This is a genomic window from Curtobacterium sp. NPDC090217 (assembly GCF_044746705.1).
In the GTDB taxonomy this organism is placed as follows: domain Bacteria; phylum Actinomycetota; class Actinomycetes; order Actinomycetales; family Microbacteriaceae; genus Curtobacterium.
Genome location: NZ_JBIVCR010000001.1, coordinates 753905 through 779183, shown reverse-complemented (window position 1 = coordinate 779183; position 25279 = coordinate 753905). Strand labels below are relative to the sequence as shown.

Here is a 25279-nt window from a genome sequence, read left to right as displayed (position 1 = left end):
CTCCCATCGAGCGCGGTACCATGGAGTACGTGCTCATCTGTCTCACGGCGTCGCATCGCAACGCCAGCTTCGACCTCCTGGAGCGACTGAGCATCGGCGCCCCCGCGGCCGCCTCCCGACTGGTCACCGAGTCGGACGTCCTCGACGGTGCCGTGGTCCTCGCGACCTGCAACCGCTTCGAGGCCTACCTCGACATCGCCGGCGACAGCGACTCCGCCGTGTCCGCCACGGTCGAGGCCGTCGCCAGCGCCAGCGGACTGGCCGGCACCGAGGTCCTCGACTCCGTCTCCGTGCTCGGCGGCAAGGACGTCGTCCAGCACCTCTTCGCCGTCTCCAGCGGCCTGGAGTCCGTGGTCATCGGCGAGACCGAGATCTCCGGACAGGTCCGCCGCTCGCTCGAGGACGCGCGCGCCAACGGCACCACCACCTCCGACCTCGAGCGGCTCTTCCAAGAAGCCGCGCACACCTCCCGCGGCGTCAAGACCCGCACCCGCATCGGGGCGGCCGGTCGCTCGCTCGTGCGCCTCGGCCTCGAACTCGCGTCGTCCCGCGTGACCGACTGGGCGAAGACGAACGTGCTCCTCGTCGGGACGGGTAGCTACGCGGCCACGACGATCGCCGCACTGCGCGACCGCGGAGCCGAGCGCATCCAGGTGTACTCGCCGTCCGGCCGCGCCCCGTGGTTCGCCGCGAAGCACGACCTCGTCGCCGCCCACGACCTGCGCCGGGCGATCGCCACGAGCGACGTCGTCATCACCTGCACCTCGAGCGAGGTCCCGGTGATCGAGCCGGCCGACCTCGACGACGGGGTCCGGCGCATCGTCATCGACCTCGGGCTCCCCCGCAACGTCGACCCCGACGCCACGCACGTCGACGGCGTCGAGCTGCTCGACCTCGAGACCATCAGCATCCACGCGCCCATCTCCGAGCTGAACGCCGAGTCGGAAGCCAGGGCGATGGTCGACGACGCCGTGTCCCGCTTCCGTGCGCAGGCGCTCGAGCAGTCGACGACCCCGGCGCTCGTGGCGTTCCGGAAGCACGTCTTCGACATCCTCGACGACGAGATCGACCGCGCCAACCGACGCGGGGACAGCACGCCGGAGTCGGCGGAGCACACCGAGCGGGCGCTCCGGCACCTCGTCGGCGTCCTGCTGCACCGTCCGTCGGTCCGCGCGCGCGAGCTGGGTCGCGCCGGGCGCGGCGAGGAGTTCGTCGGCGCGCTCGAGGCCCTCTACGGTGTGCGCCCGGAACCCGAGGCGGAACTGGACGTCCCCACCCCCGTCGTGCCGCTGGCGGACCGGACCGCCCCGGTGCGCGACGACGAGGCGGACGCGAGCTGAGCCTCCCGGCCGACGCTCCCACGCTGCGCGTCAGCGCGCTGTTGCTGGTCCGTGACCGTCGCGTGCTCATGGTGCGAGCGCGACAGCGCGACGTGCTCTACCTGCCGGGCGGCAAGGCCGAGGCACACGAGACCGACGTCGAGGCCGTGCTGCGGGAGGCGTTCGAGGAGACCGGTCTGCGGCTCACAGCCACCGACGTCGACGAGTTCGCCGTCGTCACCGAGCCAGCGCACGGGCAAGCTCCGGGGACGATGGTCGCGATGACCCTCTTCCTGGTCCGGCCAGGAGGCCCGCTGGACTCCGCCACGCCCGTCGCCTCCGCAGAGGTGGACGAGGTCGAGTGGGTCACCTCCGCGGACCGGGACCGGTGCCCGCCGGCTGGTGTCGAGACGATCCGCCTGCTGACGCAGGCGGATCTCATCGACTAGCCCGCAGCCGTCCGCGGCTCAGCCGTCCGCTGCTCAGCCGTCCGCTGCTCAGCCGTTCTCTGTGTCGTCGGTGCCGCTGCCGGTGTCGACGTAGTGCCCGACCTCGCCGGACGGGCGTGGCTCGTCCTCGCCGGGGATGTCCGACTCGACGTACTCGCCGTCGGTGTCCGTCGTCGTGGGGACGTCCTCGCCGGGGATGTCGCTCGCGACGAACTCGCCGACCGGCTCGTTCGACCTGGGCTGTTCCTCGCCAGGGATGTCGCTGTCGACGAACGCCCCCGCGACGGGCTCGACGCCGTCCGCGCGGTCTCCGTCGCCTCGGATCTGTTCGTGCTTGCCTGCCATGGTCCGTCCTCCGGGTCCTGTGCACGGCAACGGTGCCGTACGGCGCGAGTGTGCTCGCGGTCCCTGAGTGGATACCGGGACGCATCGTCTCCCGCGGTGGTTACCTGCCGTCATGCAGTCCAGCAAGGGAACCGTGATCATGCTCGGGGCGGTGGGCATCCTGGCGATCGGGGCCCTCGCCGGGTGCGCGTCCGGCGGGAACGACACCGCGACGGCCACCGCCACCGCGACGAAGACCGTCACCGCGACACCGACCCCGTCGACCTCGCCAGCGCCGTCGGCCTCTGCGTCCGCCGGCGGGGGCAGCGGATCGTCGAGCGGTGGGTCATCGGCCGGCGGTTCCGGGCAGTGTGCAGCCGGCGACCTCGCCGCGTCGATCCAGCCCGGGAGCGGGGGTGCAGCCGGGAGCGTCGTCGTGCACCTCGCCCTGCAGAACACCGGATCCGCGAGCTGCACGCTCCAGGGGTGGCCGGGCGTCTCCTTCGTCGGCGGGGGCAACGGCACCCAGATCGGCGCCGCCGCCGAGCAGGACAAGGGATCCCCGCACCCGACGGTCACCCTCGCGCCCGGACAGACCGCCGTCGCACCGCTGAAGATCGGGCAGGCGGGCAACTACTCCGACGCGGCGTGCTCCCCACGGACGCCGGACGGGTTCCGCGTCTACCCGCCGGGGTCGAAGGCGTCGCTCTTCGTCGCGGACACCGACTACACCGCCTGCAACGACGCACAGGCGCAGCTCCTGTCCGTCCAGGCACTCGTGCCGGAAGGACAGGCGTCTTCCTGACCGCTGATGTGATGATGTCCTCGTGAGCACAACGTCGTCCAGGGGGTTCCGCCGCGAGCGGTTCACGAACGTCGACGGCAGCGGCTACACGGCGATCTTCACCTCCGAGTACGGCGGATCCGGGTTCGCCTCGGACACCGAGGTGGCGCCGGGGACCCGGTACGAGTACTCGGTCATCGGCGACGACGACCTCTCCCTGCGCACCATGGACGCGTCCGGCGGGCGTCGCAGCGGGGTGATCGGTCCGCGGGACGACCACGTCGTGTTCTGGCTGACGCGTGGGCACCTCGAGATGCACTTCGCGGACCGCACCCGTGTCGTGCTCCCCGGTGCGCCCTACATCGCCTCCGCGTCGGAGGCGTACCGCTTCGAGTCGGAGGACACCCTCTACAACGGCGTCCACATCGCCGACCGGTTCCTCCGCTCGGTCGGCCGTGAGCTCGGGTTCCTGCTGCCGGACGGCCCACTGCTCTTCGACCAACAGGACGACGTCGTCGCACGCCGGGAACCCCTCCGTCGCCTGATCCGCGAGCTCGGGCCGGCGCTCCTCGACGACCGGGTCCGGGGACCGATGCGCACCGCGCTCAACCGACGGCTCGCCGTCGTCGTCCTCGACACGTTCCCGCTCCGCGACCGCGGCGACGACGTGCCCCTGGCGAGCCGACTGCGCGACGCGATCCGGTTCATCGAGGAGCACGCCCGCGAACGGCCGGCCGTCGGGACGATCGCCGACGCCGTGGGCCTCCGCGAACGCGGGCTCCAGGACGTCTTCCTGCGGACGCTGGGGAAGACACCGAGTCGCTTCCTCCGAGACCAGCGCCTCGACGGGGTGCGGAGCGAACTCCTGCGGACCGCCGATCCCGGTTGCGTCACCGAGATCGCGCACGCGTGGGGCTTCACGAACGGCGGGCGGTTCGCTGCCGCCTACCGGGACCGGTTCGAGGAGTCCCCGGGCGCCACCGTCCGAGCGGTCCACGCCGCCGCTCCCGGCTCGGAGGCACCGTCCCCGCGACTGCGGCGTGCGCTCGCCTTCATCGACGCGCACGCCGCCGAACCGCTCACCGTCGGAGGCATCGCCCGCGCGGTGGGGCTCCAGCCGCGACGGCTGCAACAGCTGTTCGAACGCGAGCTCGGGACGACGCCGATGGCCCGCGTCCGTGCGGTCCGAGCCGTGTCCGACCGGAGCGTCCGGAAGCGCACGCAGGCGGACGAAATCCGCGTCGATCCCTGAGCCCTCCGTGTTGCGGGGGACAAGCCTGTCCCCCGATCGACCGTTGTCTGGCACTTCTCTGAGAAGCAGTGATCCCGTGTGACTTCTGTCTGGGTCAGCCCGTCTCATCCGTGAACAGCAACCGCTGGGATCACCTGGCGGGACTCACGGAAGGAAGCAACCATGGCAGACACGACCAGCACCCCGGGCACCGCAGCAGCGACCACGGCCGCACGGACGGCTCCGGCCACGTCGGGCACCACGACGGGCAAGACCGTCATCGACGACACCGTCGTCTCGAAGGTCGCCGGCATCGCCGCCCGTGAGGTCAACGGCGTCCACTCCCTCGGCAGCGGCGCAGCCCGTGCCATCGGCGCCATCCGCGACGCCATCGGCCAGCGTGACCTCGGACAGGGCGTCAAGGTCGAGGTCGGCGAGAAGCAGGTCGCGGCCGACATCGTGATCGTCGCCGAGTACCCGGTGCCGCTGCAGCAGGTCGCCGAGGGCGTCCGCTCGTCGGTCAGCCGTGCGCTCGAGCAGATCGTCGGCATGGAGGTCACCGAGATCAACGTGACCGTGCAGGACGTCTTCATCCCGGGTGACGACGACGACGATGACGAGAAGAAGGAAGCGCGAGTCGCATGAGCACCACCATCACCGGCGCCCTGATCGGCGCCATCCTGGCAGTCGTCGCACTGCAGTTCGGCTTCTGGGGCTTCGTCCTCGTCGTCGTGTTCGCCCTCGTCGGTGCCCTCGTGGCCGCCCTCGTGTCCGGACGCATCGACCGCGGTGCCCTGACCGACGTGCTGACCGGGCGCCGGAGCTCCCGGTGACCGGCGGCCCGGAGGTCGCGGGCCGCGTCGAGATCACGGCGCGGGCCCTGACCTCGTGCGCGCGCGCCGTCGCAGCCGAGCACCTCGGTGCCCCGGCGAAACGGGTCCACGTCGGACTCGGAGACCACCAAGGGTCGCTCGCCCTCGACATCACGGGACCGATCGCGGCGGCCGACGACCTCGTCGGCCGCGCGACGGCCGCCGCGGCCGAGGTCCGTGACCGGGTCAGCGCCCTCACCGGGCGCCGAGTCGGCAGTGCCCACATCGAACTGACCGGGATCGTGCGCGAGCGCGAGACCCGCGTCGCCTAGGAGATCGTCATGAGCAGCAGTCCCGTCGGCGGCAACGCCGTCGAACGACGCATCCGTCGCCGGAGCGTGCACCGCTCACGGTCGACCGCCGTGTCGGTCGCGCTCGTGGTGCTCGTCCTCGTCGCGGCCTGGATCGGCACCGAGTCGGTCCTCCGCGCGGTCGGCGCGGCGCCCCTCCTCGCCGACCCGCAGACGGTCGTCGACACGGCACTCCGCCCCGATGCGGCGTTCGTCACGATCGCCGAGGCGATCGCGGTCGTCCTCGTCGTGCTCGGTGTCGTACTCGTCGTCCTGGCGCTCAAGCCCGGTCGGCAGCACCGTTCGCCGGTGCCCCACGACCGTGGAGCCGTCGTCATCGACACCCGCATCATCGCCGCCACCGCGGCGAACGCCGCCGGATCGGCAGCAGGGGTCCCCGAGGGCAACACCTCGGCGAGCTCCCGCGGCAACCGCACCGACGTCAGGGTCGTCCCGGTCTCGGGCGTGCCGGTCGACGAGGCCGCCGTCCGCGCAGCGGTCACCGAACGGCTCGGCCGTCTCGACGAACGCTTCGGCCGCCGCGTGAAGGTCACGCTCGCAGAACGAGGGACGCTGTCATGACGAAGAGCAACCGCACCCTGAACCGCGTCATCCTGTTCGTCCTCGGACTGGTCGCCATCGTCGTCGGCATCACCATCGGCGCCGGTGTCCTGCCGGCCGTCCGCGATGCCGTCGACCCGTACGTCTCGATCCCCCGCAGCCTCGACGTCCCCGCGGCGTCGCTGTGGATCGTCGCCGTGGCCTGCGCCGTCGTCATCGTCCTCGCCCTCCTGTGGGTGTTCACCCGTGGTGGCGGCGGAACGTCCGTCGCCGTCCGCGAACGCTCCGGCGACGACGCCGTCACCATCAACGTGGCGCTCGTCCGCGACATCGTGGACCACGAGCTCACGGGCGTCCGTGACGTCGTCGGCTCGAAGGTCGACGTCTTCCAGGTGCGCCGGCAGCGCGCGGCCCGGATCCGTGTCGCCGTGCGACGCGGCGGCGACGCCGTCGCCGTGCTCGACGCTGTCGACCGTGCTCTCGAGGTCCTCGACCGCACACTCGGCCGCTCCGTCCCGGTGCTCGTGCACCTGACCGGCGGCACCCGTTCGGCACTCGCGAAGGCGACCACCAGGGTCAGCTGAGGCCGACCGCCGGACGCACCACGGGCCTCCCGGCCCACACTCACCACCGCAACGGGCGCGCCCGCCCACCGAAGGAAGGAACCCTGATGGGTCTCGACGACAAGATCAAGAACGCCGCCCAGGACATCGCCGGCAAGGCGAAGGAAGCCCTCGGCAACGCGACCAACGACGACTCCAAGGTCGCCGAGGGCAAGAAGGACCAGGCCGCCGCCAACGTCAAGCAGACGGGCGAGGACGTCAAGGACGTCTTCAAGAACTAGGCAGCTGCAGTGACGACGACGGGGCATCCGCCAGCGGGTGCCCCGTCGTCTCCTGTCCGGACCGAGGAGGACATCATGGAGAACGAGACACACGCCCGCACCCACGTCACCGATGTGGCCCTGCCCGCATCGCTGACCGAGCCGCTGCCGGAGGACGCCAGCGTCCTCACCGTCGCAGCACGCACCGCAGCAGTCACCGCGATCGGCGTCGACGGCGTGCACCACCTGGGTGGCGTGCTCGAACGCGCGGCCGACCAGGTCCGCTCCCGCCTCGGCCGGACCGCCAGCGCCCTCGGCGTGCAGGTGGACGACGCCGACGGAACGCTCGACGTGCAGGTGTCGCTCGTCGTCACCTACCCCGAACGCGTGACCACGGTCGCCGAGGAGGTCCGCGCGCAGGTCGCCCACGCCGTCGCCCAGGTCGCGGGACAGCCCGCGACGGTCGACGTCCGGGTCACCGACGTGCACGGCCCGTTCGACGACGAGCCTTCGAAGGTCTCCGAAGCGGTCGACGCCGTCCGCGAGAAGGCGGCGGAGGCGACCGAGCGGGTCAAGGACGCAGCGACCGATGCAGCTGCGAAGGCGCAGGGGGTCGGAGCCGACGCGGCAGCGAAGGCGCGCGAGGTCGGGGCCGACGTCGCCGACCGGACTCGCGTCGCCGCCGACCAGACCCGAGCGGCCGCCGCCGCGGCGCTCGACCAGGTGCGGGACACCGCGTCCGAGACCGCGGACCGCGCCCGCGACGCCGCCGCCGAGGTGCGCGAGTCGACCGCTGACACCGTCGACCGTGCCAGTGTGGCCGGCTCCGACGCCGTCGACCGAGCCCGTGTGGCCGGCTCGGACGCCGTCGATGACGCGGTGGACGCGACCAAGCGCGCCGCGGACGACATGGCCGACGCGGCCGCGAACGCCGCGGAGGCCACCGAAGCCGCGGCGACCGAGCCGGACACCCGAGCATGACCGTCTGGTCCGGCCGCTCCGGTCGTCGCTTCGGCCGAGAACGTCCGCCGCGCGCCCGCGGCGTCTGGATCGCCACCGTGGTCGGCGTGGTCCTCGTCCTCCTGCTCTTCGTGGGTGCGTTCCTGCCGCTCGTCGGGTTCCTCGTCGGCGTCACCGGGACCACCGTCGGCCTCGTGCCGTTCCCGGTCGTCCGCGTCACACTCGTCACCGTCCTCGGCGGCATCGTCGTCCTGGCGTTGCTGATCCTCGCCGTGACCCGGCGTCGTAGCGTGGCGGCATGGGTACCGGTCGTCCTCGCGGTGATCGTCGCCGTCGTGGTGACCGTCTACCCGCTGTTCGCGGTCGCGATCGGCTCAGCGGACCGGGCCGGAGACATCGGGCCAGTGATCACGGACCTCGTACGACAGTTCACCGGCTGACCGGCCGGACCACCGAAAGGACAGACCATGCGCAACCGCATCATCGTCATCGCAGCCATCGTGCTCATCGGCTTCTGGTTCGGGGTGCGAGCCAACCGCACCGTGATCAAGCAGTCCAAGGGCGAGACGGCCCGCAAGATGTGGAACGACCCGCACGCCCGCAAGTCGCGGAAGAAGCTCGGCAAGAAGATCGCGAAGGCGGCGAAGAAGCACCGCTGAGCCGGGCGGGGGCGTTGGGCGGGGCGGGGCGGGCACGTCGGTGCCGACTCGGAACGACAGACCCGCTGTCGTACGACACCGATCGTGTCGCCTGGACCCCGACTGGAGGCTCGCCCACCGTCCGCCCGGCGCGCTCGGTTCCGTAGGGGGCCGGGTCGCGGGCGCGCGGCAGCCGGGCACGTCGGTGGCGCGGCAGCCGCGCGTCAGCGGGTGGCGGTGACGTGCACCGCGTCGAGCACCTCGGTACCCATGGTGCGCAGTGCCTCGACGACCGACAGGCGCCGGTCGAGCGTGTCGTCCTCGAACGTCACCGTGACCGCGTAGCTCACGCTCGAACCGGGGCCGCGGAGCACTCCGGCCTCAGCACGGATACCCGGGCCGGAACCCGTCACGGCGACCGACTGCAGGCCGTGGTCGAGTGCGCGGTGCGCCAGCGGGTCGAGGCCGAAGGACCCCGCGACGAGCGAGAGGTCGGCTGCGAGGGAGAGCCACCCGAGCACCCGGTTCGAGACGCCCTCGTCGACGACCTCGCCGAGGGCCAGACCACGCATCACCCAGCTGAGCTCCCCCGACGCAGCGACCGCGATGTCCGGCGCGTCGTCAGGGCCACGGCGGTCCCGGACGCGGTCGATGAACGCCGATCGCTCGACCCCGAGCGACTCGGCACGCTCGCGCACGGCGTCGATGCCGACGGTGGAGAGCAGTGCGTTCGTGGCCCACGCGTCGGCGGTCGCCGCGACGAGGGTGGCGAGATCCGAGACCTGCATCGTCGGCTCCTGCAGGAACTGCCAGAGCCCCGGTCCGGTCGCGGTGTCCCGAGCCATCCGTTGCAGCCGGTCGCCGTGCAGCCGGCCGTCCTCGAGCCGTGCCGCGACCTCGATGAGCAGCAGCACACGGCCGAGGCCCCCGACGGGTTGCACGAGCCGGTCGTCGATCGCGAGCAGGGCGCGGCCGGTCGACGTGTCGATCACGGACGCGCTGACCCCGGCACCGTCGTAGGCGAGCGCTCCGAGGGCCTCGACCGTCGCCGAGAACAGCTCCTCGCCACCCCCGCGGTGGCGCCCGCGAGCACGGCCGCCCGCACCGGCACGGTTCCCCGCACCGGCCGCGCCGTCGTGGCGTCGCCGCCGCGAGGACGGTGCCGCGTCGGGCTCGACCATCACCAGATCGAGACGCGCTCGGCGGGGTCGAGGTACATCGCGTCGCGTTCGGTCACGCCGAACGTGTCGTAGAAGACGTCGATGTTCTTCACGACCTGGTTGCAGCGGAACTCGGTCGGCGAGTGCGGGTCGATCTGGAGCAGGCGTGCGGCCTCTTCCGGGCGGATCGCCATCCGCCACGCCTGCGCCCAGCTCAGGAAGAACCGCTCGGCGCCGGTGAGCCCGTCGATGACCGGCGGTTCCTGTCCGTCGAGCGACAGCAGGTACGCCTTCCACGCGATCGACAGGCCACCCAGGTCGCCGATGTTCTCGCCGATCGTGAGGGCACCGTTGACGTGCCCGTCCGGGACCTCGGTCGGGACCAGCGCGTCGTACTGCGCGATGAGTGCCTTCGTGCGCTCCTCGAACGCCTGCCGGTCGGCCTCGGTCCACCAGTTCTCGAGTCGGCCGTCGCCGTCGTACTGGGAGCCCTGGTCGTCGAAGCCGTGCCCGATCTCGTGGCCGATCACCGCACCGATCGCGCCGTAGTTCGCCGCGGCGTCACGGGCGGCGTCGAAGAACGGGAACTGCAGGATCGCGGCCGGGAACACGATCTCGTTGAAGCCCGGGTTGTAGTACGCGTTGATCGTCTGCGGCGTCATGAACCACTCGTCGCGGTCGATCGGCTTCCCGATCTTGCCGAGTTCGCGGTCCACCTGGAAGGCGGCGACGGCCCGGACGTTGCCGATCAGGTCGTCGGCGGAGATCGGCAGCTTCGAGTAGTCGCGCCACTTCACCGGGTACCCGATCTTCGGCGTGAACTTGTCGAGCTTCTCCAGCGCGCGCGTCCGGGTCTCGTCGGTCATCCAGTCGAGGGCCGTGATGCTCTGCCGGTACGCCTCGACCAGGTGCGCGACGAGGTCGTCCATGGTGACCTTCGACGTCTCGTCGAAGTGCTCGTCGACGTAGATCCGGCCGACCGCCTCGCCCATCGCGCCCTCGACCAGGGAGACGCCGCGCTTCCAGCGCTCACGCTGCTTCGGGGCGCCGGTGAGTGCCGTGCCGTAGAACGAGAAGCTCGTGGCGGAGAACGCGCTCGTCAGGTACGGGGCCGACGCCCGGATGACCTGCCAGCGGAGCCAGTCCTTCCACGCCTCGAGCGACTCGGCTCCGAGCAGTTCCGCCAGACCCGTCAGGAACGAGGGCTCACGGACGACGACGGTCGAGAACGCGCCGGCAGGAGCGTCGATCGACTCCCACCAGAGCTGCAGGTCCGCCCCGGGTGCGAGTGCGTCCACCTCAGCCCACGGCAGCTTGTTGTAGGTCTTCTGGCTGTCGCGCGTGGCGACGTTGTCCCAGTGCTTCCCGGCCAGGGCGGTCTCGAGCGCGATGACGTGCTCGGTGCGCTCGGCACCGTCCTCGAACCCGGCGAGCGGGAACATCGCGGCGACGAACTCGCGGTACTTCTCGCGGATGTCGCCGAACCGCTCTTCGCGGTAGTAGGACTCGTCGGGCAGGCCCAGACCGGACTGCTCGAGGAACACGACGTACGACTCCGGGTCACCCGGGTCGTTGTCGACGAACAGCTGGATGAAGCTCGGCAGCCCGAGTCGCTCGAACCGGCCGACCATGCGGAGCACGTCGTCCTTCGTCCCGAGCGCGGAGATCTCGGCGAGCAGGGGCTCGATCGGTGCCGTTCCCAGCGCCTCGAGCTTCGACTCGTCGGTGAAGGAGGTGTACAGGTCGCCGACCTTGCGCTCCTCGGACCCCGCCGGAGCCTGCTGGGAGCGCTCGATGATCGCCCGGACGGCCTTCTCTGCCTCTTCCGCGAGCACCGTGAACGAGCCGTACCGCGCCTTGTCGTCGGGGATCGGCGTCGCGTCGATCCACTGCCCGTTGACGTGGCGGTACAGGTCGTCCTTCGGCTGCACCTTCGCGTCGAGTTCGTCGGTCTGGATTCCGGTGGTGCCTGCGACGTCGGTCATGCGCTCCACGATAGCCACCGATCCCCTGCCGTCCACCCGGTGATCCCGACGCAACCGTCCTGCGGCCGTCGGCGCAGGTGGGCGGCTGCCACTACGGTCATGGACATGGGACTCCCGTGGAAGCTGCACGGAGACGGCGCGACCGTCTCGGCGACGACGATCGTGGCACCGGACGAACGGCTCACCTGGCCGCGCACCATCGGTCTCGGCGTGCAGCACGTCGTGGCGATGTTCGGCGCGACGTTCCTCGTCCCGCTGCTGACCGGCTTCCCGCCGTCGACGACCCTGCTCTTCAGCGGCATCGGGACGATCCTGTTCCTCCTGATCACCGGCAACCGCCTGCCGAGCTACCTCGGCAGCTCCTTCGCCTTCATCGCGCCGATCGGTGCGGCGACGAAGATCGGCGGGATCCCACTCGCACTCTCCGGGATCATCGTCGTCGGCGCGCTGCTGGCGGTCATCGGGCTCGTGGTGCACCTCGCGGGGGCCGGCTGGATCGACCGCCTGATGCCCCCGGTCGTCTCGGGAGCGATCGTCGCGCTCATCGGGTTCAACCTCGCCCCGGCTGCCCGCGACAACTTCACGAAGGCGCCGCTCGTCGCCGTCATCACCCTCGCCGCCATCATCCTGGTGACCGTCCTGTCCAAGGGGCTCATCGGTCGGCTGTCGATCGTCATCGGCGTCGTCGTCGGGTACGTCGCAGCACTCATCGCGGGCCAGGTCGACTTCTCCGCCGTCGGCGACGCCGCCTGGATCGGCCTGCCCGAGTTCACCGCACCGGCCTTCGACCCGGGACAGCTCGCGATCTACCTGGCGTTCGTGCCGGTCGTCCTCGCGCTCATCGCCGAGAACGTCGGCCACGTGAAGGGCGTCGGACAGCTCACCGGCCGCGACCTCACGCCACTGACCGGGCGCGCCCTCTTCGCCGACGGCGTCTCGACGGTCCTCGCGGGCGTCGGCGGCGGCTCCGCCACCACGACGTACGGCGAGAACATCGGTGTGATGGCCGCCACCAGGGTCTTCTCCACGGCCGCGTACTGGGTCGCGGCGATCGTCGCGATCCTGCTCGGCCTCTCCCCCAAGATCGGCGCGGTCATCTCCTCGGTCCCGCCCGGGGTGCTCGGCGGGGCGACCACCGCGCTCTACGGCCTGATCGGGGTCATCGGCATCCGCATCTGGGTCGAGAACCGCGTCGACTTCGCCAAGCCGAAGAACCAGCTCACCGCCGGCATCGCACTCATCATCGGCATCGCGGACTTCACGTTCTCGTTCGGTCAGGCGTCCTTCGGCGGCATCATCCTCGGCACCGTGGCCGCGATCGTCGTCTACCACGTGATGGACCTGATCGGCCGGGCGCGCGGCACGGAGCCGCCGACACCGGAAGCGTCGGAGTCGGCGCACGCCGCCACCGGCGGCTTCCCGACGGAACCACGCGCGGACTGAGGCGGACGCGCGGTCGGACGGGAGGCCCTGGTCGACTCCGCCACGCACCGCACGGTGCGCGCGCGACGCGACCAGGGCCTCCCGTCCGGTCCGGCGCGCGCCGTCGCGTCAGGCGAGCAGCCCCACGATCCCGATGACCAGCTGCACCAGGCCGACCACGACGAGCACGCCCACCAGCAGCGTGGAGCCCCACCGGGCGATCCACGCGCGCATCCCGGCGATCGCCCGCTCGGCGCGGTCACCGAGCGCGACCGCGAGCACGATCGGGATCACCGCGGTGGAGCCGGCGACCACGACGAAGACCGCGCCGGCCAGGACGGCCTCACCCGGCCCGGGGTCGACGTCACCGAACGACAACCCGGCGGCGAGGACGAGCACCAGCGCCTTGACGTTCGTGACGAAGCCGAGGACGCCGAGCCCGAACGCCTTCGACGGATCGAGCGCTTCCATCGCGTCCGACCAGCGCGAGCTCGCGGGTGATCCGTCGGGCAACCGGCGGACCGTCCACTGCCAGACGGCCAGTCCGAGCAGGACGACGCCGGCGCCGAGCGCGACGAGCGCCCGGACCGGAGGGCCGTCGGACGACTCGGCGGGCAGACGTTCGCCCACCAGGACCGCGACGACGAGTCCGACCCCGATCGCGACGATCCACCCCGCCGCACACGCGACCGCGGCGCCGTACCCGCGCCGGTGCCCGAGCAGGAACACGATCGAGGCGACGGAGACGGGGCTCAGCGCGATGCCGAGTGCGCCGGGCACGAGCGCGAAGACGTCCACGGGCGGAGCCTATTCCGCGGCATGATGTCCTGATGCCCACTTCGCGCCGCGCCGTCGACCGCGACATCGTCCGGCTGGCGCTCCCTGCTCTCGGCGCACTCGTGGTCGAGCCGCTCTTCCTGATGACGGACACGGCGCTCGTCGGGCACCTCGGGGCGACACCGCTCGCGGCGGTCGGACTCGCGAGTGCCGTGCTGCAGACCGTGACGGGGCTGCTCGTCTTCCTGGCCTACTCGACGACACCTGCCGTGGCGCGCGCACTCGGCGGCGGTGACCGGCGCGGAGCGGTGCACGCCGGCATCGACGGGATGTGGCTCGCGCTCGGGCTCGGCATCGTCCTGGCACTCGTCGGGTGGCCGCTCGCGGAACCGCTCGTCGGGCTGTTCGGCGCATCGACCCCGGTCGCCGACGCTGCGACCGCCTACCTGCTCGTGTCGCTGATCGGCCTCCCGGGGATCCTCGTCGTCACCGCGTCGACGGGGCTGCTGCGGGGGCTGCAGGACACCAGGACCCCGCTCGTCGTGGCGTCGATCGGCTTCGTGGCGAACGGTCTCCTCAACGCGGTGCTCATCTACGGGTTCGGGTGGGGCGTGGAGGGATCGGCCGCCGGCACCGTGCTCGTGCAGTGGGCGATGGCTGCCGTGTACGTGGTGATCGCCGTGCGTGCGGCGCGACGCGTGGGCGCTCCGCTGCGGCCGGGTGCCTCTGGCGTGGCGCGGGCACTGCGATCGGGAGCGTGGCTGTTCCTGCGGACCGCATCGCTGCGCGTGGCGATGCTCGCGACCGTCGGGGTGGCCGCCGGGCTGGGGACGGTCGGGCTCGCGACGACCCAGGTCGGCCTGACGGTGTTCAGCACGCTCGCATTCGCGCTCGACGCACTGGCGATCGCAGGACAGGCGCTCGTCGGGCACGCGCTCGGTGCCGGTGACGCCGACCGGGTGCGGCTCGTGACGACGCGGCTCGTGGTGCTCGGCATCGGCGGTGGCGTGTTGCTCGGGCTGCTGACCCTGGCGGTGAGCGGGGTGCTGGGTCCGGTGTTCTCGGACTCCGAGGCGGTGCGGTCGTCGTTGCCCGTCGTGCTCGTGCTCATCGCGGCGGGGATGCCGGTCGCCGGGTACGTGTTCGTGCTCGACGGGGTGCTGATCGGCGCGGGGGACGCCAGGTACCTCGCGATCGCCGGCGGCGTGAACCTCGTCGTGTACCTGCCGCTGCTCTGGGTCTTCGGGAACGGGCTCGCGGCGCTGTGGGCGGTGTTCTCGTTCGGGTACATCGGCGTGCGCGCGGTGACGCTCGGCGTGCGGGCACACCGCCCGGGGTGGATCGCCGTCGCGATGGCGCGCTGAGCGGGGGGCGTCTGCTCCTTCCGCATTCGTTCCGCGCTCGACGGGTGCTCGCGCGCTCGTGCCCGGCTCGTGCCGTGCTCGTGCCGTGCTCGCTGCGCTCGTGCCTGGCTCGTGCCGTGCTGGTGCCCGGCTCGTGCCGTGCTCGTGCCCGGCCTCGGTGCGCTCGTGCCCGGCTCGTGCCGTGCTGGTGCCCGGCCTCGCTGCACGGTCGAGTGCGCAGAAACGGTCACCTGCGAGCCTGCGCGGCACCACTATTGCGCACTCGAATGTCGGCTCCTCCGCGCTCGCGCCCCCGCGTGGCGCGAACTGGCACCACCATCGAGTGCGCAGAAACAGACACTCAAGAGCCTCCGCCGTCCCCACTACTGCGCACTCGACGGCCAGCCCCCTCCGCACTCGCGCCGTGCAGGTGACCCAGCCTGGCACCACCATCGAGTGCGCAGAAACGGTCACCTGCGGGCCTGCACGGTCACCACTTCTGCGCACTCGAGCCCCCGGGGCGCGGGGGGAGGGAAGACGGGGCGGAGAGAGAGCGGGCGGGGCAGCACGCGCGAGACTCGGGCAGCGCGAACGCCGCGGCTACGCGCGCGGGGGTGCCGTCGTGTCGCCGACGCGGAGCTCGGAGCGGAACGACGCACCACTCGGCGCATCGCCCTCGAGCATCGCCAGCGCTGCCCGCGCCGCCGCCTGGCCCTTCTGCACGAACGGCTGCACGAGCGTGGTCAGCTGCCGGATCGGCGAGCGGTGCAGCAGGCTGTCGTCCACGTGGATGCCGTCGAAGCCCACCACGCTGACGTCCTCCGGCACCCGGAGCCCGTGCTCGAGCGCCGACGAGATCACCCCGACGGCGAGCAGGTCGCTCTGCGCGACGACCGCGGTGGGGCTGGTGCCGCCGGGGCCGAACAGCGACTCCCCGGCGACGCGCCCGGCCTCCACCGAGCTGCCGCCTGCCTCGATCGCGACGCACGACGGGAACACGCCCCGGACGCCGCGGAGCCGCTCCATCGTCGTGAACGCCGCACCGGCCGCGAAGCGCGCATCGGAGATCGGCCCGAGCTGGTGCGTGGCGTCGAGGGGCAGCGTGACCACGGTGACGTCCGTGTGGCCGAGGTCGCGGAGGAACGCGGCCGCGCGGCGCGAGCCCTCGCGGTTGTCGAGCTGGATCGGGACAGCGCCCTCGATGTCGTCCGCCTCGATCGCGACGACCGGGATCCCGCGGCGTCGGAGCACGGCGACTGCGGGATCGACCCGCACGTTGCAGCCGACCAGGACGACCGCGTCCATCGGCGCGTCGACCAGCGGGCCCATGCCGCGCTCGTCGTCGAGGGGGCTGCGGACGAGGAGCAGTGACGCCCCCGCCTCACCGGCGACCTCGGCGATGCCGTCGAGCGTCAGGACGTTCACCGGGTCGCGGAACGCGTCGCTCAGGCGTTCGTCCATCACGACGCCGATCACGCCGGATCGGCCACGGCGGAGGGAGCGCGCACGCGGGTCGGGACCGTCGTACCCCATCGACGCGGCGACGGCGAGCACGCGGGCGCGGGTCTCCTCGGAGACCGGGCCGCTGCCGCTGAACGCGAGCGACGCCGTCGACGCGGCGACCCCGGCCGCACGCGCGACCGCGGCCAGCGTCGGTCGTGCGGGCGCGGTGTGCCCCGACGCGCCACGAGGTGTTGCCGAGTCGTCCATCGCCGGTTAGCGTATCCGAGAACCACACTCGAATCGATTCGATCGGAACAGCACCATGACGACGGCGTCAGTCACCAGGATGAGCCAGGCCCCCAGCACCCGCGCGTGGATCACCGCGGTGTTCGTGGTCTTCACCCTCTCGGGGCTCGGCATCGCGACCTGGCTCGGCCGGATCCCGAGCGTGCGCGACGAGCTCGGCGCCAGCACCTTCGAGATGGGGCTGCTCGTCGTCGGGATGAGCGTCGGGTCGATCGCCGGACTGACCTTCGCCGGACACATCGTCGCGAAGCTCGGTGCGAAGCACGGCGTGCAGATCGCGGCCGTCTGCCTGGTCGTCGGCATGGTGATGGCCGGCATCGCGGTGACCACGGGTTGGGGCTTCGCCGCCATCTGGGTCTGCCTCATCGCGTTCGGCTTCGGCAACGGCCTCGCCGACGTGTCGATGAACGTCTCCGGCGCCACTGCCGAACGACTCGGTGGCCGCACGATCATGCCGATGTTCCACGCCGCGTTCAGCCTCGGCACGCTCGCCGGTGCCGGGCTCGGCGCACTGGCCGAACGCCTCGAGGTCCCCGTGGCGCTGCACTTCGTCGTGCTCGGCGTCTTCATCGGCATCGCGATGCTCGTCGCCGTCCGCTGGTTCGGCGACGAGCGGGTCACCGAACCGGAGCCCACCGACACCACCCCCGTGCCGCTCCCGGTCTCGCGCTGGGCCGTCTGGAAGCAGCCGTCCACGCTCCTCATCGGTGTCATCGTGCTCGGCATGGCCCTCGCCGAGGGATCCGCCAACGACTGGCTGCCGCTCGCCATGATCGACGGCCACGGGCTCGAGAACGACGCCGGGTCCGCCGTGCTCACCGTGTTCCTCGCCGCGATGACCGTCGGCCGGGTCGCCGGCAGTCCGCTGATCGACCGGTTCGGCCGCGTCCCGGTGCTCCGGACCAGTGCGGCGGTCGCGGTCGTCGGCCTCGGCATGCTCATCTTCGTGCCGAGCGTGCCGCTGGCGATCGTCGGCGTGGTGCTCTGGGGACTCGGCGCGAGCCTCGGCTTCCCGATGGGCATGTCGGCCGCCGCCGACGACCCCCGCACCGCAGCCGCCAAGGTGAGTGCCGTGGCCACCATCGGGTACGTCGCGTTCCTCGCCGGGCCGCCGATCATCGGGTTCGCGGGTGAGCACTTCGGCCTGCTGCACGGTCTGCTCATCGTGTTCGTCTTCATCGTCGCTGCCGGTCTGGCATCGGGTGCGGCACGCGAGCGGACGCCGGACGCCGAACCGGCCGACGTGAACCGGCGGGCCGACGCCCGTTAGGCTTCCCGGGTGCGTCTCGTCATCGCCCGCTGCTCCGTCGACTACGCCGGTCGCCTGTCGGCCCACCTCCCCCTCGCGACCCGGCTCCTCATGCTGAAGGCCGACGGCTCGCTGCTCGTCCACTCGGACGGCGGCAGCTACAAGCCGCTCAACTGGATGAGCCCGCCGTGCTCGATCGAGATCGGCGAGCCGACGGACGAGCAGACCGAGGCCGGCATCCAGCAGGTCTGGACGGTCACGCAGAAGAAGACGCAGGACAAGCTCGTGGTCAGCCTGTACGAGGTGATCGCCGACGAGAACCACGACCTCGGCGTCGACCCGGGCCTCGTCAAGGACGGGGTCGAGGCGCACCTGCAGCAGCTCCTCGCCGAGCAGATCGAGCTCCTCGGGGACGGGCACACGCTCGTCCGACGCGAGTACATGACCGCGATCGGGCCGGTCGACATCCTGGCTCGTGACGACGCCGGCGCGAGCGTGGCCGTCGAGATGAAGCGCAATGCGGGCATCGACGCGGTCGAGCAGCTCACCCGGTACCTCGAACTGATGAACCGCGATCCGCTGCTCCGTCCGGTGCAGGGGGTGCTCGCGGCGCAGACCGTGGCACCCCAGGCCCGCACGCTGGCCGAGGACCGCGGCATCCGCGTGCTGGTCCTCGACTACGACGCGATGCGGGGCATCGAGGGCGGGCACACCCGCCTGTTCTGAGCGCGGACCGGCCTGGAGGCTCGGCCCGGCTCCGTCGGACCCGTCACGACCCACGGTGGGCCGGGTCCACCTCCCCGGTTAGGCTGGGCAGGTCATGACAAGCCCGTTCAGCGCCATCCTCTTCGACCTCGACGGAACCATCAGCGACTCGGCGCCGGGCATCCTGGAGAGCCTGACGTACACGTTCCGCAAGGTCGGCGTGCCCGTCCCGGACCACGAGACGCTGATGTCGTTCGTCGGGCCGCCGATCCTCGACACCTTCCGCGACGCGATGGGCATGGACCAGGCACTCGCGGACCGCACCCTCGCCGTCTACCGGGAGCACTACTTCTCGCACGGCGCCCTCGACTCCGCGATGTTCCCCGGCATCGACGTGGTCCTGCGCACCCTGCACGAGGCCGGACTGCCGATCTCGACGGCGACGAGCAAACCAGAGACCCCGGCGACGTACATCCTCGACCACTACGGACTGACCGGGGACATCGACATCATCACCGGCGCCAGTGACGACGAGGTCCGCTCCTCGAAGGCCGACGTGGTCGAGGAAGCACTGAAGCGCCTCGACGCCCGCGGGTTCGACATCTCGCGTCCGGTGCTCGTCGGCGACCGGCTGCACGACGTCGAGGGAGCCCGGGTGCACGGCGTCCCCGTGGTCTTCGCCGAGTGGGGGTACGGCTCCCCCGCCGAGGCCGACGGCACCATCGCCCAGGCAGCCACCCCGCTCGACCTGCTGCCGATCCTGCTCCCGGACGCCGCTGCGCCGGACGCGCCCACCGTCGACGCCAGCGCCCGTTCGTGACCCGGGCAGCCGCACTGCGCCGCGCCGGCTGGGTGCTGCCGGCAGCCATCGTGCTCGTCGCGCTGAACCTGCGCGGCCCCATCGTCGCCCCGGCGCCGGTGATCGGCGACATCCGGCTCGACCTCGGTTTGACGACCACCGTCGCCGGGCTCCTCACGACCATCCCGGTGCTCTGCTTCGCCCTCGCGACGCCGCTCGCGAGCTGGGTGATCGCGAAGGCGACCCCGGAGCGGGCACTGTCCCTGTCGCTCGTGATCGTGCTCGCCGGAACCGTGCTCCGGTCGGTCCCGAGTGCCGCGGCACTGCTGATCGGCACCGCGGTGATCGGCATCGGCATCACCATCGGCAACGTGGTGATCCCCGTCGTCATCCGCCGGGACACCTCGCCGGAGCGCGTCGGGATCGTCACCGGCGTGTACACGTCAGCGCTCAACGTCGGGTCGATGCTGACGTCGCTCGCCACCGCACCGCTCGCATCCGTGTGGGGCTGGCCGGTCGCGATCGCGGTGTGGGGACTCCTCGCCGTGGTCGCCGGGCTGGCCTGGACATACGCGGTCGGGGCACGGGCCGCGTGGATGCGCCCGGCGACCGGGACGCCGACCGAACCCGCGGTCGTGACCGGACCGATCGACCAGGTCCTCGGGACCGGTGCGATCCGCGTCCCCTCCGCTGCCGCTGCCCGCCCGGCCAGGTGGGTGACGATCGGGCTCACGCTGGCGTTCGGCGGTCAGGCGTTCTCGTACTACGCGCTCACGGCGTGGATCCCGACGCTGCTGCACGACGAGATCGGGTTCTCGAAGGCGTCGTCGGGTGCGAGCTCGTCGGTGTTCCAGATCCTCGCGGTCGTCGGGGCGCTCGGCGTGCCCGTGCTCGCCTCCCGCTGGCGCCCCAGGGCGATCCTGTCCCTGGTGGCGTTCCTCTGGCTCGCGATGCCACTCGGGCTGCTGTTCGCGCCGCAGCTCTGGTTGCTGTGGTCGATCCTCGGCGGGGCGGCCCAGGGCGGCGGGATCACCGTCATCTTCATCATCATCGTGCGACTGGTGTCGACCGATGACGACGCCAGGAGGATGTCCGCGTTCGTGCAGGGCGGCGGCTACCTGATCGGGTCGGCTGGGCCGCTCGTCGCCGGGGCGCTGCACGACGCGACGAACGCCTGGACCGCGCCGCTGCTCGTCGTGCTCGTCGCCGTCCTGACCCTCGGCATCGTGGGGACCCTGTCCGCCCGTCGGGTGCCCTGACCCGCCGTCGGTTCGCGCCCCCGCACGAACATCGCGCCCCGTCAGGATCGGGCGCGATGTCCAGAGCGGGGCGCAACTCCGCGCCGGCGGACGCGCAAGAAGCCGTCAGCCGGCGCGCAGCACGTCCTGCAGCGTCATCGGTGCCCGCCCGGTGACCCGTTCGACGTCCCCTGAGACGTGCGCCAGCGCTCCCTCGGCGATCGCCGTGTAGGTGCTCACCCACGCATCGGCCTGCCACGGCTCCGGGTTCCACCGCGCGCGCGACGCGTAGGCCTCGTCGAGCGTCTCCGGGTGGTAGGTCACCGTGCGGCCTCGCTCGGCGCTCACCGTCGCGGCCGCCTGCTCCAGGGTGATCGCCACGGGACCGGTGAGTTCGTAGGTCCGGTCGAGGTGCGCCGTCGGGTGCTCGAGCACGGCCGTCGCGACCCGTGCGACGTCCGCGCGAGCGACGGCAGCCATCGCACCGTCGCCGGCCGGCCCACGGATCACCCCGTCCTCGCCCACCAGGTCCTCGACGAAGTCCAGGTAGAAGTTGTCCCGCAGGAACGTGTGCGCCATGCCCGTGGCCCGGATCGCCTGCTCCGTCGCCCAGTGGTCGCGACCGAGCGTGAAGGTCGCGTCCGCGGCCGCGCCCGAGAACGAGGTGTAGACGACGTGCCGGACACCGGCCGTCGCCGCCGCCCCGACGAAGGCGCGGTGCTGCGCCAAGCGGTCCTCGGCCTCTGCGGCGGAGACCATGAGCAGGACGTCGATGCCCTCGAGCGCGGTGCGCGCGGCGTCGACGTCGTCGAACGTCGCCACGGCGACGTCGGTCCCGGGCAGCGCAGGAGCCCGTGCGGCGTCACGGACGATCATCCGGAACGGCACGCCGTCCGCGGCGAGCGCGCGGGCGACGGCACCGCCGATGTTGCCGGTCGCGCCGGTGATGGCGATGGTCATGTCGGTTCCTTCGTTCAGGTGGTCAGGTCCGGACGATCCGGGAGGCTCGGCTCACCGTGGGAGCGACGCGTGCGGCGTTCACGCCGTCGACGTCGATCGCCCACCGAACGGCCGCCTCGTGGTCGCGGCCGTGCCGCATGTGCCGGCCGACCAGACGGTCGACGCGGACCCCGTCGTCCACGACGCAGGACCACGTCTCGGTGAAGAGGTCGCGGAGCGCCGCCCACGGCTGGATGTCGTCGAGCAGGTAGTTGCCCTCGGAGACCACGAGCGTGGCCGCCCGCGGGACGGCGATGCTGCCCGCAACGGGCTCGTCGACGCGGCGGTCGAAGTCCGGCGCCCAGACGACCGGTTCGTCAGCAGCCACGAGCCGCCGCACGAGCGCGACGTACCCGTCGGCGTCGAAGGTGTCGACCGCACCCTTGCGGTCGTGCCGCCCGAGCGCGTCGAGCGCGGCGTTCGCCAGGTGGAAGCCGTCCATCGGGACCTGCACGGCCGTGCCAGGTCCGAACCGCTCGTCCACGGCGGCGACGACCCGCCTGGCCAGCGTGGACTTGCCCGCGCCTGGCGCTCCGGCGATGCCGAGCACCGCCCGACGCCCGGAGGACGCCAGTTCGACCGCACGCTCGACGGCCTCGTCGACCGATCCCTCCACAGGCACGCCCTCATCCTCGCAGAGTGGTTCACTGTCGGCATGAGCATCGATGCGACGAAGGCGTTCAGCGGGTTCTCGGTGCGGGACCCGTCGGAGGCGAAGGCGTTCTACACGGACGTCCTCGGCCTCGACGTCACCGAGGACCACGGCATGCTCTCGATCCAGCTCGGCGGCGGCCACTGGGTGCTGGCGTACCCGAAGGGCCCCGCCCACGAACCCGCGGCGTTCACGGTGCTGAACTTCCCCGTGCCGGACGTCGACGCCGCGGTCGACGAGCTGGCCGCGAAGGGCGTCGAGTTCCTGCACTACGACGGCATGACCGATGAGAAGGGCATCAATCGCAAGGGCGGCCCGCTCATCGCGTGGTTCACGGACCCGTCCGGCAACGTCTTCAGCGTCATCGCCGAGTAGCGCAGCCCTCAGGCGGTGAGGGCCCCGGCCCAGCCGAGCGCGATGGGGACGACCAGGCCGTGCCGGTGGTGCGGGAGTTCGGCGATCGGGATCCAGTCCGCCCGCTCCGTCGACCCGTCGGCCTCGTCCCGCAGTTCGCCGCCGGTGATGGTCACCCGGAACACGACCTGCACGGCCTTCATCGGCCGGCCGTTCTCGTGCATCCGGCGTTCTGCGGGGACGAGGTGGTGTCGCACCCCGAGCAGGCCGCCGACCGAGACCTCGTACCCGGTCTCCTCCATGAACTCACGGACGACCGCCTGCTCGACGCTCTCGTCGTACTCCACCCCGCCGCCGGGCAGCGCCCACGTCCCCGCCTCCGGAAACCGCTGCATGGCGAGCAGGACCCGACCCTCGTGGGTGACCACGCCGTACGCAGCGAGCCGGGTGTCGTAGTCCGTGTACTCCATGACCCGACCATCCCAGCATGCCGAGCCGGTGCACGCATGCCGCGCCGAGCCTCCCGGCCGTCCCGGCGACCACGCAGCCGACGCGACGTCCGGGGTGACGGCTATCGTGATCGCCATCCGGACCGGAGGGACGGCGTGCGATGACGACGACGGACACGACCCGTGGGCAGATCACGTTCCGACCGGGGAACGAGGTGCCCTGGAGCGACCTCGACCTGGTCTTCGGCGAGCGAGGCGATCCGGGGACGTGCCACTGCCAGTGGCTGAAGCTGCTCGACCGCGCGTTCACGGACATGCCGAACGACGAGCGCACCAGGCGCTTCCGAGCCGAGGTCGGCTGCGACGACCCGACCGCGCGCGACACGACGGGCATCGTGGCCTACCGTGACGGCGAGCCCGTCGGGTGGGCGGCCGTCGAGCCCCGACCCGCGTTCGTGCGGCTCCGGAAGACCCGGGTGCCGTGGTCCGGTCGTGACGAGGACCGCGACGACGATGGTGTGCGGGCGATCGCCTGCTTCGTGGTCCGCAAGGGGTTCCGACGGCAGGGCGTGAGCCGCGCGCTGGTCGTCGGCGCCGTGGAGCACGCCAGACGGAGCGGGGCGAGAGCGGTCGAGGGGTACCCGATGCAGTTCGCCGAAGGGAAGGACGACATCTGGGGCGAGCTCTTCGTGGGCGCGCGGTCGGCCTTCGTCGATGCCGGTTTCCGTGAGGTCACGCACCCGACCGTGCGGCGGTACGTGATGCGGCTCGAGCTGGACTGACCGTCCCACGCCCTCGTACTGGGGCGATGCCGAGGTCGATGATCCGGGCGATACTCCGGTGTGCTCCACACGAACGCGCACTGCCGATCGCGGCTCCCCACAACGCGACCACCGACGACTGGGCGACGATCTTCTCCGTGACCGCGAGCACGGCCGAGCAGATCCGACGCGACGAGTGGTGGCAGGGACGACGGCTGATCGCGGCGGTCCGCTCGGCGACACCCGCGGAGCTCGTGCGACCGTTCACCACGTGATCCCCCTCCTGCTCCGCGCGCCGGTCGTGGTGCGCATCGGGAACTCGATGGCCGGACTCGCCCTGGGTCTCTGCGCCGTCGCGGTCCTCGCCTCGACCGTGCCGACGTGGTGGGGTGACGCCGAGTTCGCGGTGGCCTCCAGCCCCGTCGCCGCCGCGGTGGGGTACCTCGTGGTCCGGGCCTGGCGCCTCGGAGTGCGGTGCGAGCCGGATGTCCTCGTCGTCCGGGGATGGTTGTGGTCACGGCGCATCCCCTGCAGCGCCGTCACCGATGTGCCCCGCGATCCGGCGGGGACGCTGTTCGCCCTCGGTGTCACCTGGCGGCACGGCGGCCGGCGTCGATGGACACCGCTGACGGCCTTCTGGGTGTCGAGCGACCCGTTCGGCCTGGTGTCCCCCGCGGCCGAGGACGCCCTCCGGCTCCTGCGGCTCTGGTCGGCACCCGTCGACGACCGCTAGACCTGCTGGACCGCTCCCCAGCCGACGCGCATCCGTGCGACCGCACGGTCGAATCCGGGCAGCAGGTCGACGTCGTCCCGGAGGAGCGACTGCAACTGCAGCCCTTCGTACAGCGCGAGGAGCTGTTCGGCGCCGTGCCGTGCAGAGGAACCACTCGACTCGCGACCGGCGATGACGTCGCGGGCGAGGGCGAACGTGAGGTCCTCGAAGGACGTCGTGTACTGCTTCCGGAACCACCCCGCCGCTGCGTGCGAGGGGTTCGACGCCGCACTCAGCAGGGCGAGGCGGAGACGGACGAGTGCAGGGTCGCCGAGCCCCGTCTCGAGTCGGGCTCGGACGTACGCGACGGCACCGTCCTGCTCCGCGATGGACCGGAGCGCTGCACGCTGGGCGTTGTTCCAGCGGTCGATCACGGCGACGACGAACAGCTCCCACACCGGGTACACCCGACGGAACTCCTCGACCGTGATGTCGGCGTGGACGGCGACCTCGGCCGGCCCGACCTCGTGGAAGTCGGCCGCACGGTAGGCGAAGATCCCCGCCGCGACGATGCGTGCGCGGAGGTCGGGGTCGTCGGTCGCGGGCATGAGGTCGATTGTCCGGCTCGGCGATGTGCCGCGCGACCGCCAGTTCTGGGGACGCACGCCCGTGTC

Annotated in this window: 31 protein-coding genes; 22 read left to right on the top strand and 9 right to left on the bottom strand. The window is 71.9% G+C overall.

Annotated elements, in window-relative coordinates; translation table 11 throughout:
* Positions 1-29: 29 nt before the first annotated feature.
* Together ACIPJ2_RS03955 and ACIPJ2_RS03950 are read left to right on the top strand one after the other, a co-directional pair.
* Positions 30-1340, top strand: a complete 1311-nt coding sequence (locus ACIPJ2_RS03955) for a glutamyl-tRNA reductase (protein ID WP_402727655.1) — start codon at positions 30-32, stop codon at positions 1338-1340.
* Positions 1337-1768, top strand: a complete 432-nt coding sequence (locus tag ACIPJ2_RS03950; protein WP_402728310.1) for an NUDIX domain-containing protein — start codon at positions 1337-1339, stop codon at positions 1766-1768. Before ACIPJ2_RS03955 ends, ACIPJ2_RS03950 begins: the two co-directional genes overlap by 4 nt.
* Positions 1769-1816: 48 nt before the next feature.
* Here the strand turns inward: ACIPJ2_RS03950 and ACIPJ2_RS03945 are convergent, their stop codons facing one another.
* Complete coding sequence (locus tag ACIPJ2_RS03945) at positions 1817-2113, bottom strand: hypothetical protein (RefSeq protein WP_402727654.1); 297 nt, start codon at positions 2111-2113, stop codon at positions 1817-1819.
* A gap of 112 nt (positions 2114-2225) precedes the next feature.
* Here ACIPJ2_RS03945 and ACIPJ2_RS03940 point away from each other — a divergent pair, with 112 nt between their 5' ends.
* The 11 genes from ACIPJ2_RS03940 to ACIPJ2_RS03890 all read left to right on the top strand — a co-directional run bounded on the left by ACIPJ2_RS03940 (position 2226) and on the right by ACIPJ2_RS03890 (position 8272).
* Positions 2226-2897: a DUF4232 domain-containing protein gene (locus ACIPJ2_RS03940; protein ID WP_402727653.1), complete on the top strand. Its 672-nt coding sequence runs from the start codon at positions 2226-2228 to the stop codon at positions 2895-2897.
* 22 nt (positions 2898-2919) lie between these two features.
* Positions 2920-4128: a helix-turn-helix domain-containing protein gene (locus ACIPJ2_RS03935; protein WP_402727652.1), complete on the top strand. Its 1209-nt coding sequence runs from the start codon at positions 2920-2922 to the stop codon at positions 4126-4128.
* Positions 4129-4290: 162 nt separating this feature from the next.
* The gene (locus ACIPJ2_RS03930; RefSeq protein WP_402727651.1) at positions 4291-4752 is read left to right on the top strand and encodes an Asp23/Gls24 family envelope stress response protein; all 462 of its coding nucleotides are present in this window, start codon (positions 4291-4293) and stop codon (positions 4750-4752) included.
* Positions 4749-4940 carry a hypothetical protein gene (locus tag ACIPJ2_RS03925; protein ID WP_402727650.1) on the top strand — a complete coding sequence of 64 codons (192 nt, stop codon included), beginning with the start codon at positions 4749-4751 and terminating at the stop codon, positions 4938-4940. Before ACIPJ2_RS03930 ends, ACIPJ2_RS03925 begins: the two co-directional genes overlap by 4 nt.
* Positions 4937-5251, top strand: a complete 315-nt coding sequence (locus ACIPJ2_RS03920; RefSeq protein WP_281266403.1) for a hypothetical protein — start codon at positions 4937-4939, stop codon at positions 5249-5251. The genes ACIPJ2_RS03925 and ACIPJ2_RS03920 overlap by 4 nt, the downstream gene beginning before the upstream one ends.
* Positions 5252-5260: 9 nt before the next feature.
* Positions 5261-5851, top strand: coding sequence for a DUF6286 domain-containing protein (locus ACIPJ2_RS03915; protein ID WP_402727649.1), 591 nt, complete (start codon positions 5261-5263; stop codon positions 5849-5851).
* Complete coding sequence (locus ACIPJ2_RS03910) at positions 5848-6414, top strand: hypothetical protein (protein ID WP_402727648.1); 567 nt, start codon at positions 5848-5850, stop codon at positions 6412-6414. Before ACIPJ2_RS03915 ends, ACIPJ2_RS03910 begins: the two co-directional genes overlap by 4 nt.
* A gap of 86 nt (positions 6415-6500) precedes the next feature.
* The gene (locus ACIPJ2_RS03905) at positions 6501-6674 is read left to right on the top strand and encodes a CsbD family protein (protein ID WP_281266400.1); all 174 of its coding nucleotides are present in this window, start codon (positions 6501-6503) and stop codon (positions 6672-6674) included.
* 75 nt (positions 6675-6749) lie between these two features.
* Complete coding sequence (locus tag ACIPJ2_RS03900; RefSeq protein ID WP_402727647.1) at positions 6750-7634, top strand: Asp23/Gls24 family envelope stress response protein; 885 nt, start codon at positions 6750-6752, stop codon at positions 7632-7634.
* Complete coding sequence (locus ACIPJ2_RS03895) at positions 7631-8053, top strand: MFS transporter permease (RefSeq protein ID WP_402727646.1); 423 nt, start codon at positions 7631-7633, stop codon at positions 8051-8053. The genes ACIPJ2_RS03900 and ACIPJ2_RS03895 overlap by 4 nt, the downstream gene beginning before the upstream one ends.
* Positions 8054-8080: 27 nt before the next feature.
* Complete coding sequence (locus ACIPJ2_RS03890; protein WP_402727645.1) at positions 8081-8272, top strand: hypothetical protein; 192 nt, start codon at positions 8081-8083, stop codon at positions 8270-8272.
* 203 nt (positions 8273-8475) lie between these two features.
* Here the strand turns inward: ACIPJ2_RS03890 and ACIPJ2_RS03885 are convergent, their stop codons facing one another.
* Together ACIPJ2_RS03885 and ACIPJ2_RS03880 are read right to left on the bottom strand one after the other, a co-directional pair.
* The gene (locus ACIPJ2_RS03885) at positions 8476-9432 is read right to left on the bottom strand and encodes a serine hydrolase (protein ID WP_402727644.1); all 957 of its coding nucleotides are present in this window, start codon (positions 9430-9432) and stop codon (positions 8476-8478) included.
* Positions 9432-11396 (bottom strand): M13 family metallopeptidase, encoded by a 1965-nt coding sequence (locus tag ACIPJ2_RS03880; RefSeq protein WP_402727643.1) that lies wholly within the window; start codon positions 11394-11396, stop codon positions 9432-9434. The genes ACIPJ2_RS03885 and ACIPJ2_RS03880 overlap by 1 nt, the downstream gene beginning before the upstream one ends.
* Before the next feature lie 105 nt (positions 11397-11501).
* On the opposite strand from ACIPJ2_RS03880, the gene ACIPJ2_RS03875 reads away from it, so the two are divergent.
* Positions 11502-12839 (top strand): uracil-xanthine permease family protein, encoded by a 1338-nt coding sequence (locus tag ACIPJ2_RS03875; RefSeq protein WP_402727642.1) that lies wholly within the window; start codon positions 11502-11504, stop codon positions 12837-12839.
* Between the two features lie 108 nt (positions 12840-12947).
* On the opposite strand, the gene ACIPJ2_RS03870 is transcribed toward ACIPJ2_RS03875, so the two are convergent.
* Complete coding sequence (locus ACIPJ2_RS03870) at positions 12948-13616, bottom strand: GAP family protein (RefSeq protein WP_402727641.1); 669 nt, start codon at positions 13614-13616, stop codon at positions 12948-12950.
* A 32-nt stretch (positions 13617-13648) separates the two neighbouring features.
* On the opposite strand from ACIPJ2_RS03870, the gene ACIPJ2_RS03865 reads away from it, so the two are divergent.
* Complete coding sequence (locus ACIPJ2_RS03865; RefSeq protein ID WP_402727640.1) at positions 13649-14959, top strand: MATE family efflux transporter; 1311 nt, start codon at positions 13649-13651, stop codon at positions 14957-14959.
* A 579-nt stretch (positions 14960-15538) separates the two neighbouring features.
* Here ACIPJ2_RS03865 and ACIPJ2_RS03860 read toward each other — a convergent pair.
* Entirely contained in the window at positions 15539-16648 is a 1110-nt protein-coding gene (locus ACIPJ2_RS03860) for a substrate-binding domain-containing protein (RefSeq protein ID WP_402727639.1), read from the bottom strand.
* A 55-nt stretch (positions 16649-16703) separates the two neighbouring features.
* On the opposite strand from ACIPJ2_RS03860, the gene ACIPJ2_RS03855 reads away from it, so the two are divergent.
* From ACIPJ2_RS03855 to ACIPJ2_RS03840, 4 genes are all read left to right on the top strand, one after another.
* Positions 16704-17957, top strand: coding sequence for an MFS transporter (locus ACIPJ2_RS03855; RefSeq protein WP_402727638.1), 1254 nt, complete (start codon positions 16704-16706; stop codon positions 17955-17957).
* A gap of 9 nt (positions 17958-17966) precedes the next feature.
* Entirely contained in the window at positions 17967-18662 is a 696-nt protein-coding gene (gene nucS / locus ACIPJ2_RS03850) for an endonuclease NucS (protein WP_402727637.1), read from the top strand.
* 94 nt (positions 18663-18756) lie between these two features.
* Positions 18757-19461, top strand: a complete 705-nt coding sequence (locus ACIPJ2_RS03845; protein WP_402727636.1) for an HAD hydrolase-like protein — start codon at positions 18757-18759, stop codon at positions 19459-19461.
* Positions 19458-20699 (top strand): CynX/NimT family MFS transporter, encoded by a 1242-nt coding sequence (locus tag ACIPJ2_RS03840; RefSeq protein WP_402727635.1) that lies wholly within the window; start codon positions 19458-19460, stop codon positions 20697-20699. Before ACIPJ2_RS03845 ends, ACIPJ2_RS03840 begins: the two co-directional genes overlap by 4 nt.
* Positions 20700-20804: 105 nt before the next feature.
* Here the strand turns inward: ACIPJ2_RS03840 and ACIPJ2_RS03835 are convergent, their stop codons facing one another.
* A complete protein-coding gene (locus tag ACIPJ2_RS03835; protein WP_402727634.1) occupies positions 20805-21638 on the bottom strand; it encodes an SDR family oxidoreductase in 834 nt (277 codons plus the stop codon).
* 22 nt (positions 21639-21660) lie between these two features.
* A complete protein-coding gene (locus ACIPJ2_RS03830) occupies positions 21661-22299 on the bottom strand; it encodes a nucleoside/nucleotide kinase family protein (protein WP_402727633.1) in 639 nt (212 codons plus the stop codon).
* 33 nt (positions 22300-22332) lie between these two features.
* Here ACIPJ2_RS03830 and ACIPJ2_RS03825 point away from each other — a divergent pair, with 33 nt between their 5' ends.
* Positions 22333-22704 (top strand): VOC family protein, encoded by a 372-nt coding sequence (locus ACIPJ2_RS03825; protein WP_402727632.1) that lies wholly within the window; start codon positions 22333-22335, stop codon positions 22702-22704.
* Between the two features lie 8 nt (positions 22705-22712).
* Here ACIPJ2_RS03825 and ACIPJ2_RS03820 read toward each other — a convergent pair whose 3' ends face one another.
* Positions 22713-23153 (bottom strand): NUDIX hydrolase, encoded by a 441-nt coding sequence (locus tag ACIPJ2_RS03820; RefSeq protein ID WP_402727631.1) that lies wholly within the window; start codon positions 23151-23153, stop codon positions 22713-22715.
* 140 nt (positions 23154-23293) lie between these two features.
* On the opposite strand from ACIPJ2_RS03820, the gene ACIPJ2_RS03815 reads away from it, so the two are divergent.
* Together ACIPJ2_RS03815 and ACIPJ2_RS03810 are read left to right on the top strand one after the other, a co-directional pair.
* Entirely contained in the window at positions 23294-23914 is a 621-nt protein-coding gene (locus ACIPJ2_RS03815; protein ID WP_402727630.1) for a GNAT family N-acetyltransferase, read from the top strand.
* 250 nt (positions 23915-24164) lie between these two features.
* A complete protein-coding gene (locus ACIPJ2_RS03810) occupies positions 24165-24626 on the top strand; it encodes a hypothetical protein (protein WP_402727629.1) in 462 nt (153 codons plus the stop codon).
* On the opposite strand, the gene ACIPJ2_RS03805 is transcribed toward ACIPJ2_RS03810, so the two are convergent.
* Positions 24623-25213 (bottom strand): TetR family transcriptional regulator C-terminal domain-containing protein, encoded by a 591-nt coding sequence (locus ACIPJ2_RS03805; protein ID WP_402727628.1) that lies wholly within the window; start codon positions 25211-25213, stop codon positions 24623-24625. The genes ACIPJ2_RS03810 and ACIPJ2_RS03805 overlap by 4 nt on opposite strands.
* Between the last annotated feature and the right edge of the window lie 66 nt (positions 25214-25279).

Excerpts from the sequence above, each read along its gene's own strand:
- ACIPJ2_RS03905 (WP_281266400.1), top strand. The coding sequence starts at position 6,501 with ATGGGTCTCGACGACAAGATCAAGAACGCCGCCCAGGACATCGCCGGC.
- ACIPJ2_RS03825 (WP_402727632.1), top strand. The coding sequence starts at position 22,333 with ATGAGCATCGATGCGACGAAGGCGTTCAGCGGGTTCTCGGTGCGGGAC.
- ACIPJ2_RS03885 (WP_402727644.1), bottom strand. The coding sequence starts at position 9,432 with ATGGTCGAGCCCGACGCGGCACCGTCCTCGCGGCGGCGACGCCACGAC.
- ACIPJ2_RS03815 (WP_402727630.1), top strand. The coding sequence starts at position 23,294 with ATGACGACGACGGACACGACCCGTGGGCAGATCACGTTCCGACCGGGG.
- ACIPJ2_RS03925 (WP_402727650.1), top strand. The coding sequence starts at position 4,749 with ATGAGCACCACCATCACCGGCGCCCTGATCGGCGCCATCCTGGCAGTC.
- ACIPJ2_RS03865 (WP_402727640.1), top strand. The coding sequence starts at position 13,649 with ATGCCCACTTCGCGCCGCGCCGTCGACCGCGACATCGTCCGGCTGGCG.
- ACIPJ2_RS03860 (WP_402727639.1), bottom strand. The coding sequence starts at position 16,648 with ATGGACGACTCGGCAACACCTCGTGGCGCGTCGGGGCACACCGCGCCC.
- ACIPJ2_RS03890 (WP_402727645.1), top strand. The coding sequence starts at position 8,081 with ATGCGCAACCGCATCATCGTCATCGCAGCCATCGTGCTCATCGGCTTC.
- ACIPJ2_RS03940 (WP_402727653.1), top strand. The coding sequence starts at position 2,226 with ATGCAGTCCAGCAAGGGAACCGTGATCATGCTCGGGGCGGTGGGCATC.
- ACIPJ2_RS03875 (WP_402727642.1), top strand. The coding sequence starts at position 11,502 with ATGGGACTCCCGTGGAAGCTGCACGGAGACGGCGCGACCGTCTCGGCG.
- ACIPJ2_RS03910 (WP_402727648.1), top strand. The coding sequence starts at position 5,848 with ATGACGAAGAGCAACCGCACCCTGAACCGCGTCATCCTGTTCGTCCTC.
- ACIPJ2_RS03805 (WP_402727628.1), bottom strand. The coding sequence starts at position 25,213 with ATGCCCGCGACCGACGACCCCGACCTCCGCGCACGCATCGTCGCGGCG.
- ACIPJ2_RS03930 (WP_402727651.1), top strand. The coding sequence starts at position 4,291 with ATGGCAGACACGACCAGCACCCCGGGCACCGCAGCAGCGACCACGGCC.
- ACIPJ2_RS03820 (WP_402727631.1), bottom strand. The coding sequence starts at position 23,153 with ATGGAGTACACGGACTACGACACCCGGCTCGCTGCGTACGGCGTGGTC.
- ACIPJ2_RS03880 (WP_402727643.1), bottom strand. The coding sequence starts at position 11,396 with ATGACCGACGTCGCAGGCACCACCGGAATCCAGACCGACGAACTCGAC.
- ACIPJ2_RS03900 (WP_402727647.1), top strand. The coding sequence starts at position 6,750 with ATGGAGAACGAGACACACGCCCGCACCCACGTCACCGATGTGGCCCTG.
- ACIPJ2_RS03945 (WP_402727654.1), bottom strand. The coding sequence starts at position 2,113 with ATGGCAGGCAAGCACGAACAGATCCGAGGCGACGGAGACCGCGCGGAC.
- ACIPJ2_RS03855 (WP_402727638.1), top strand. The coding sequence starts at position 16,704 with ATGACGACGGCGTCAGTCACCAGGATGAGCCAGGCCCCCAGCACCCGC.
- ACIPJ2_RS03835 (WP_402727634.1), bottom strand. The coding sequence starts at position 21,638 with ATGACCATCGCCATCACCGGCGCGACCGGCAACATCGGCGGTGCCGTC.
- ACIPJ2_RS03845 (WP_402727636.1), top strand. The coding sequence starts at position 18,757 with ATGACAAGCCCGTTCAGCGCCATCCTCTTCGACCTCGACGGAACCATC.
- ACIPJ2_RS03895 (WP_402727646.1), top strand. The coding sequence starts at position 7,631 with ATGACCGTCTGGTCCGGCCGCTCCGGTCGTCGCTTCGGCCGAGAACGT.
- ACIPJ2_RS03915 (WP_402727649.1), top strand. The coding sequence starts at position 5,261 with ATGAGCAGCAGTCCCGTCGGCGGCAACGCCGTCGAACGACGCATCCGT.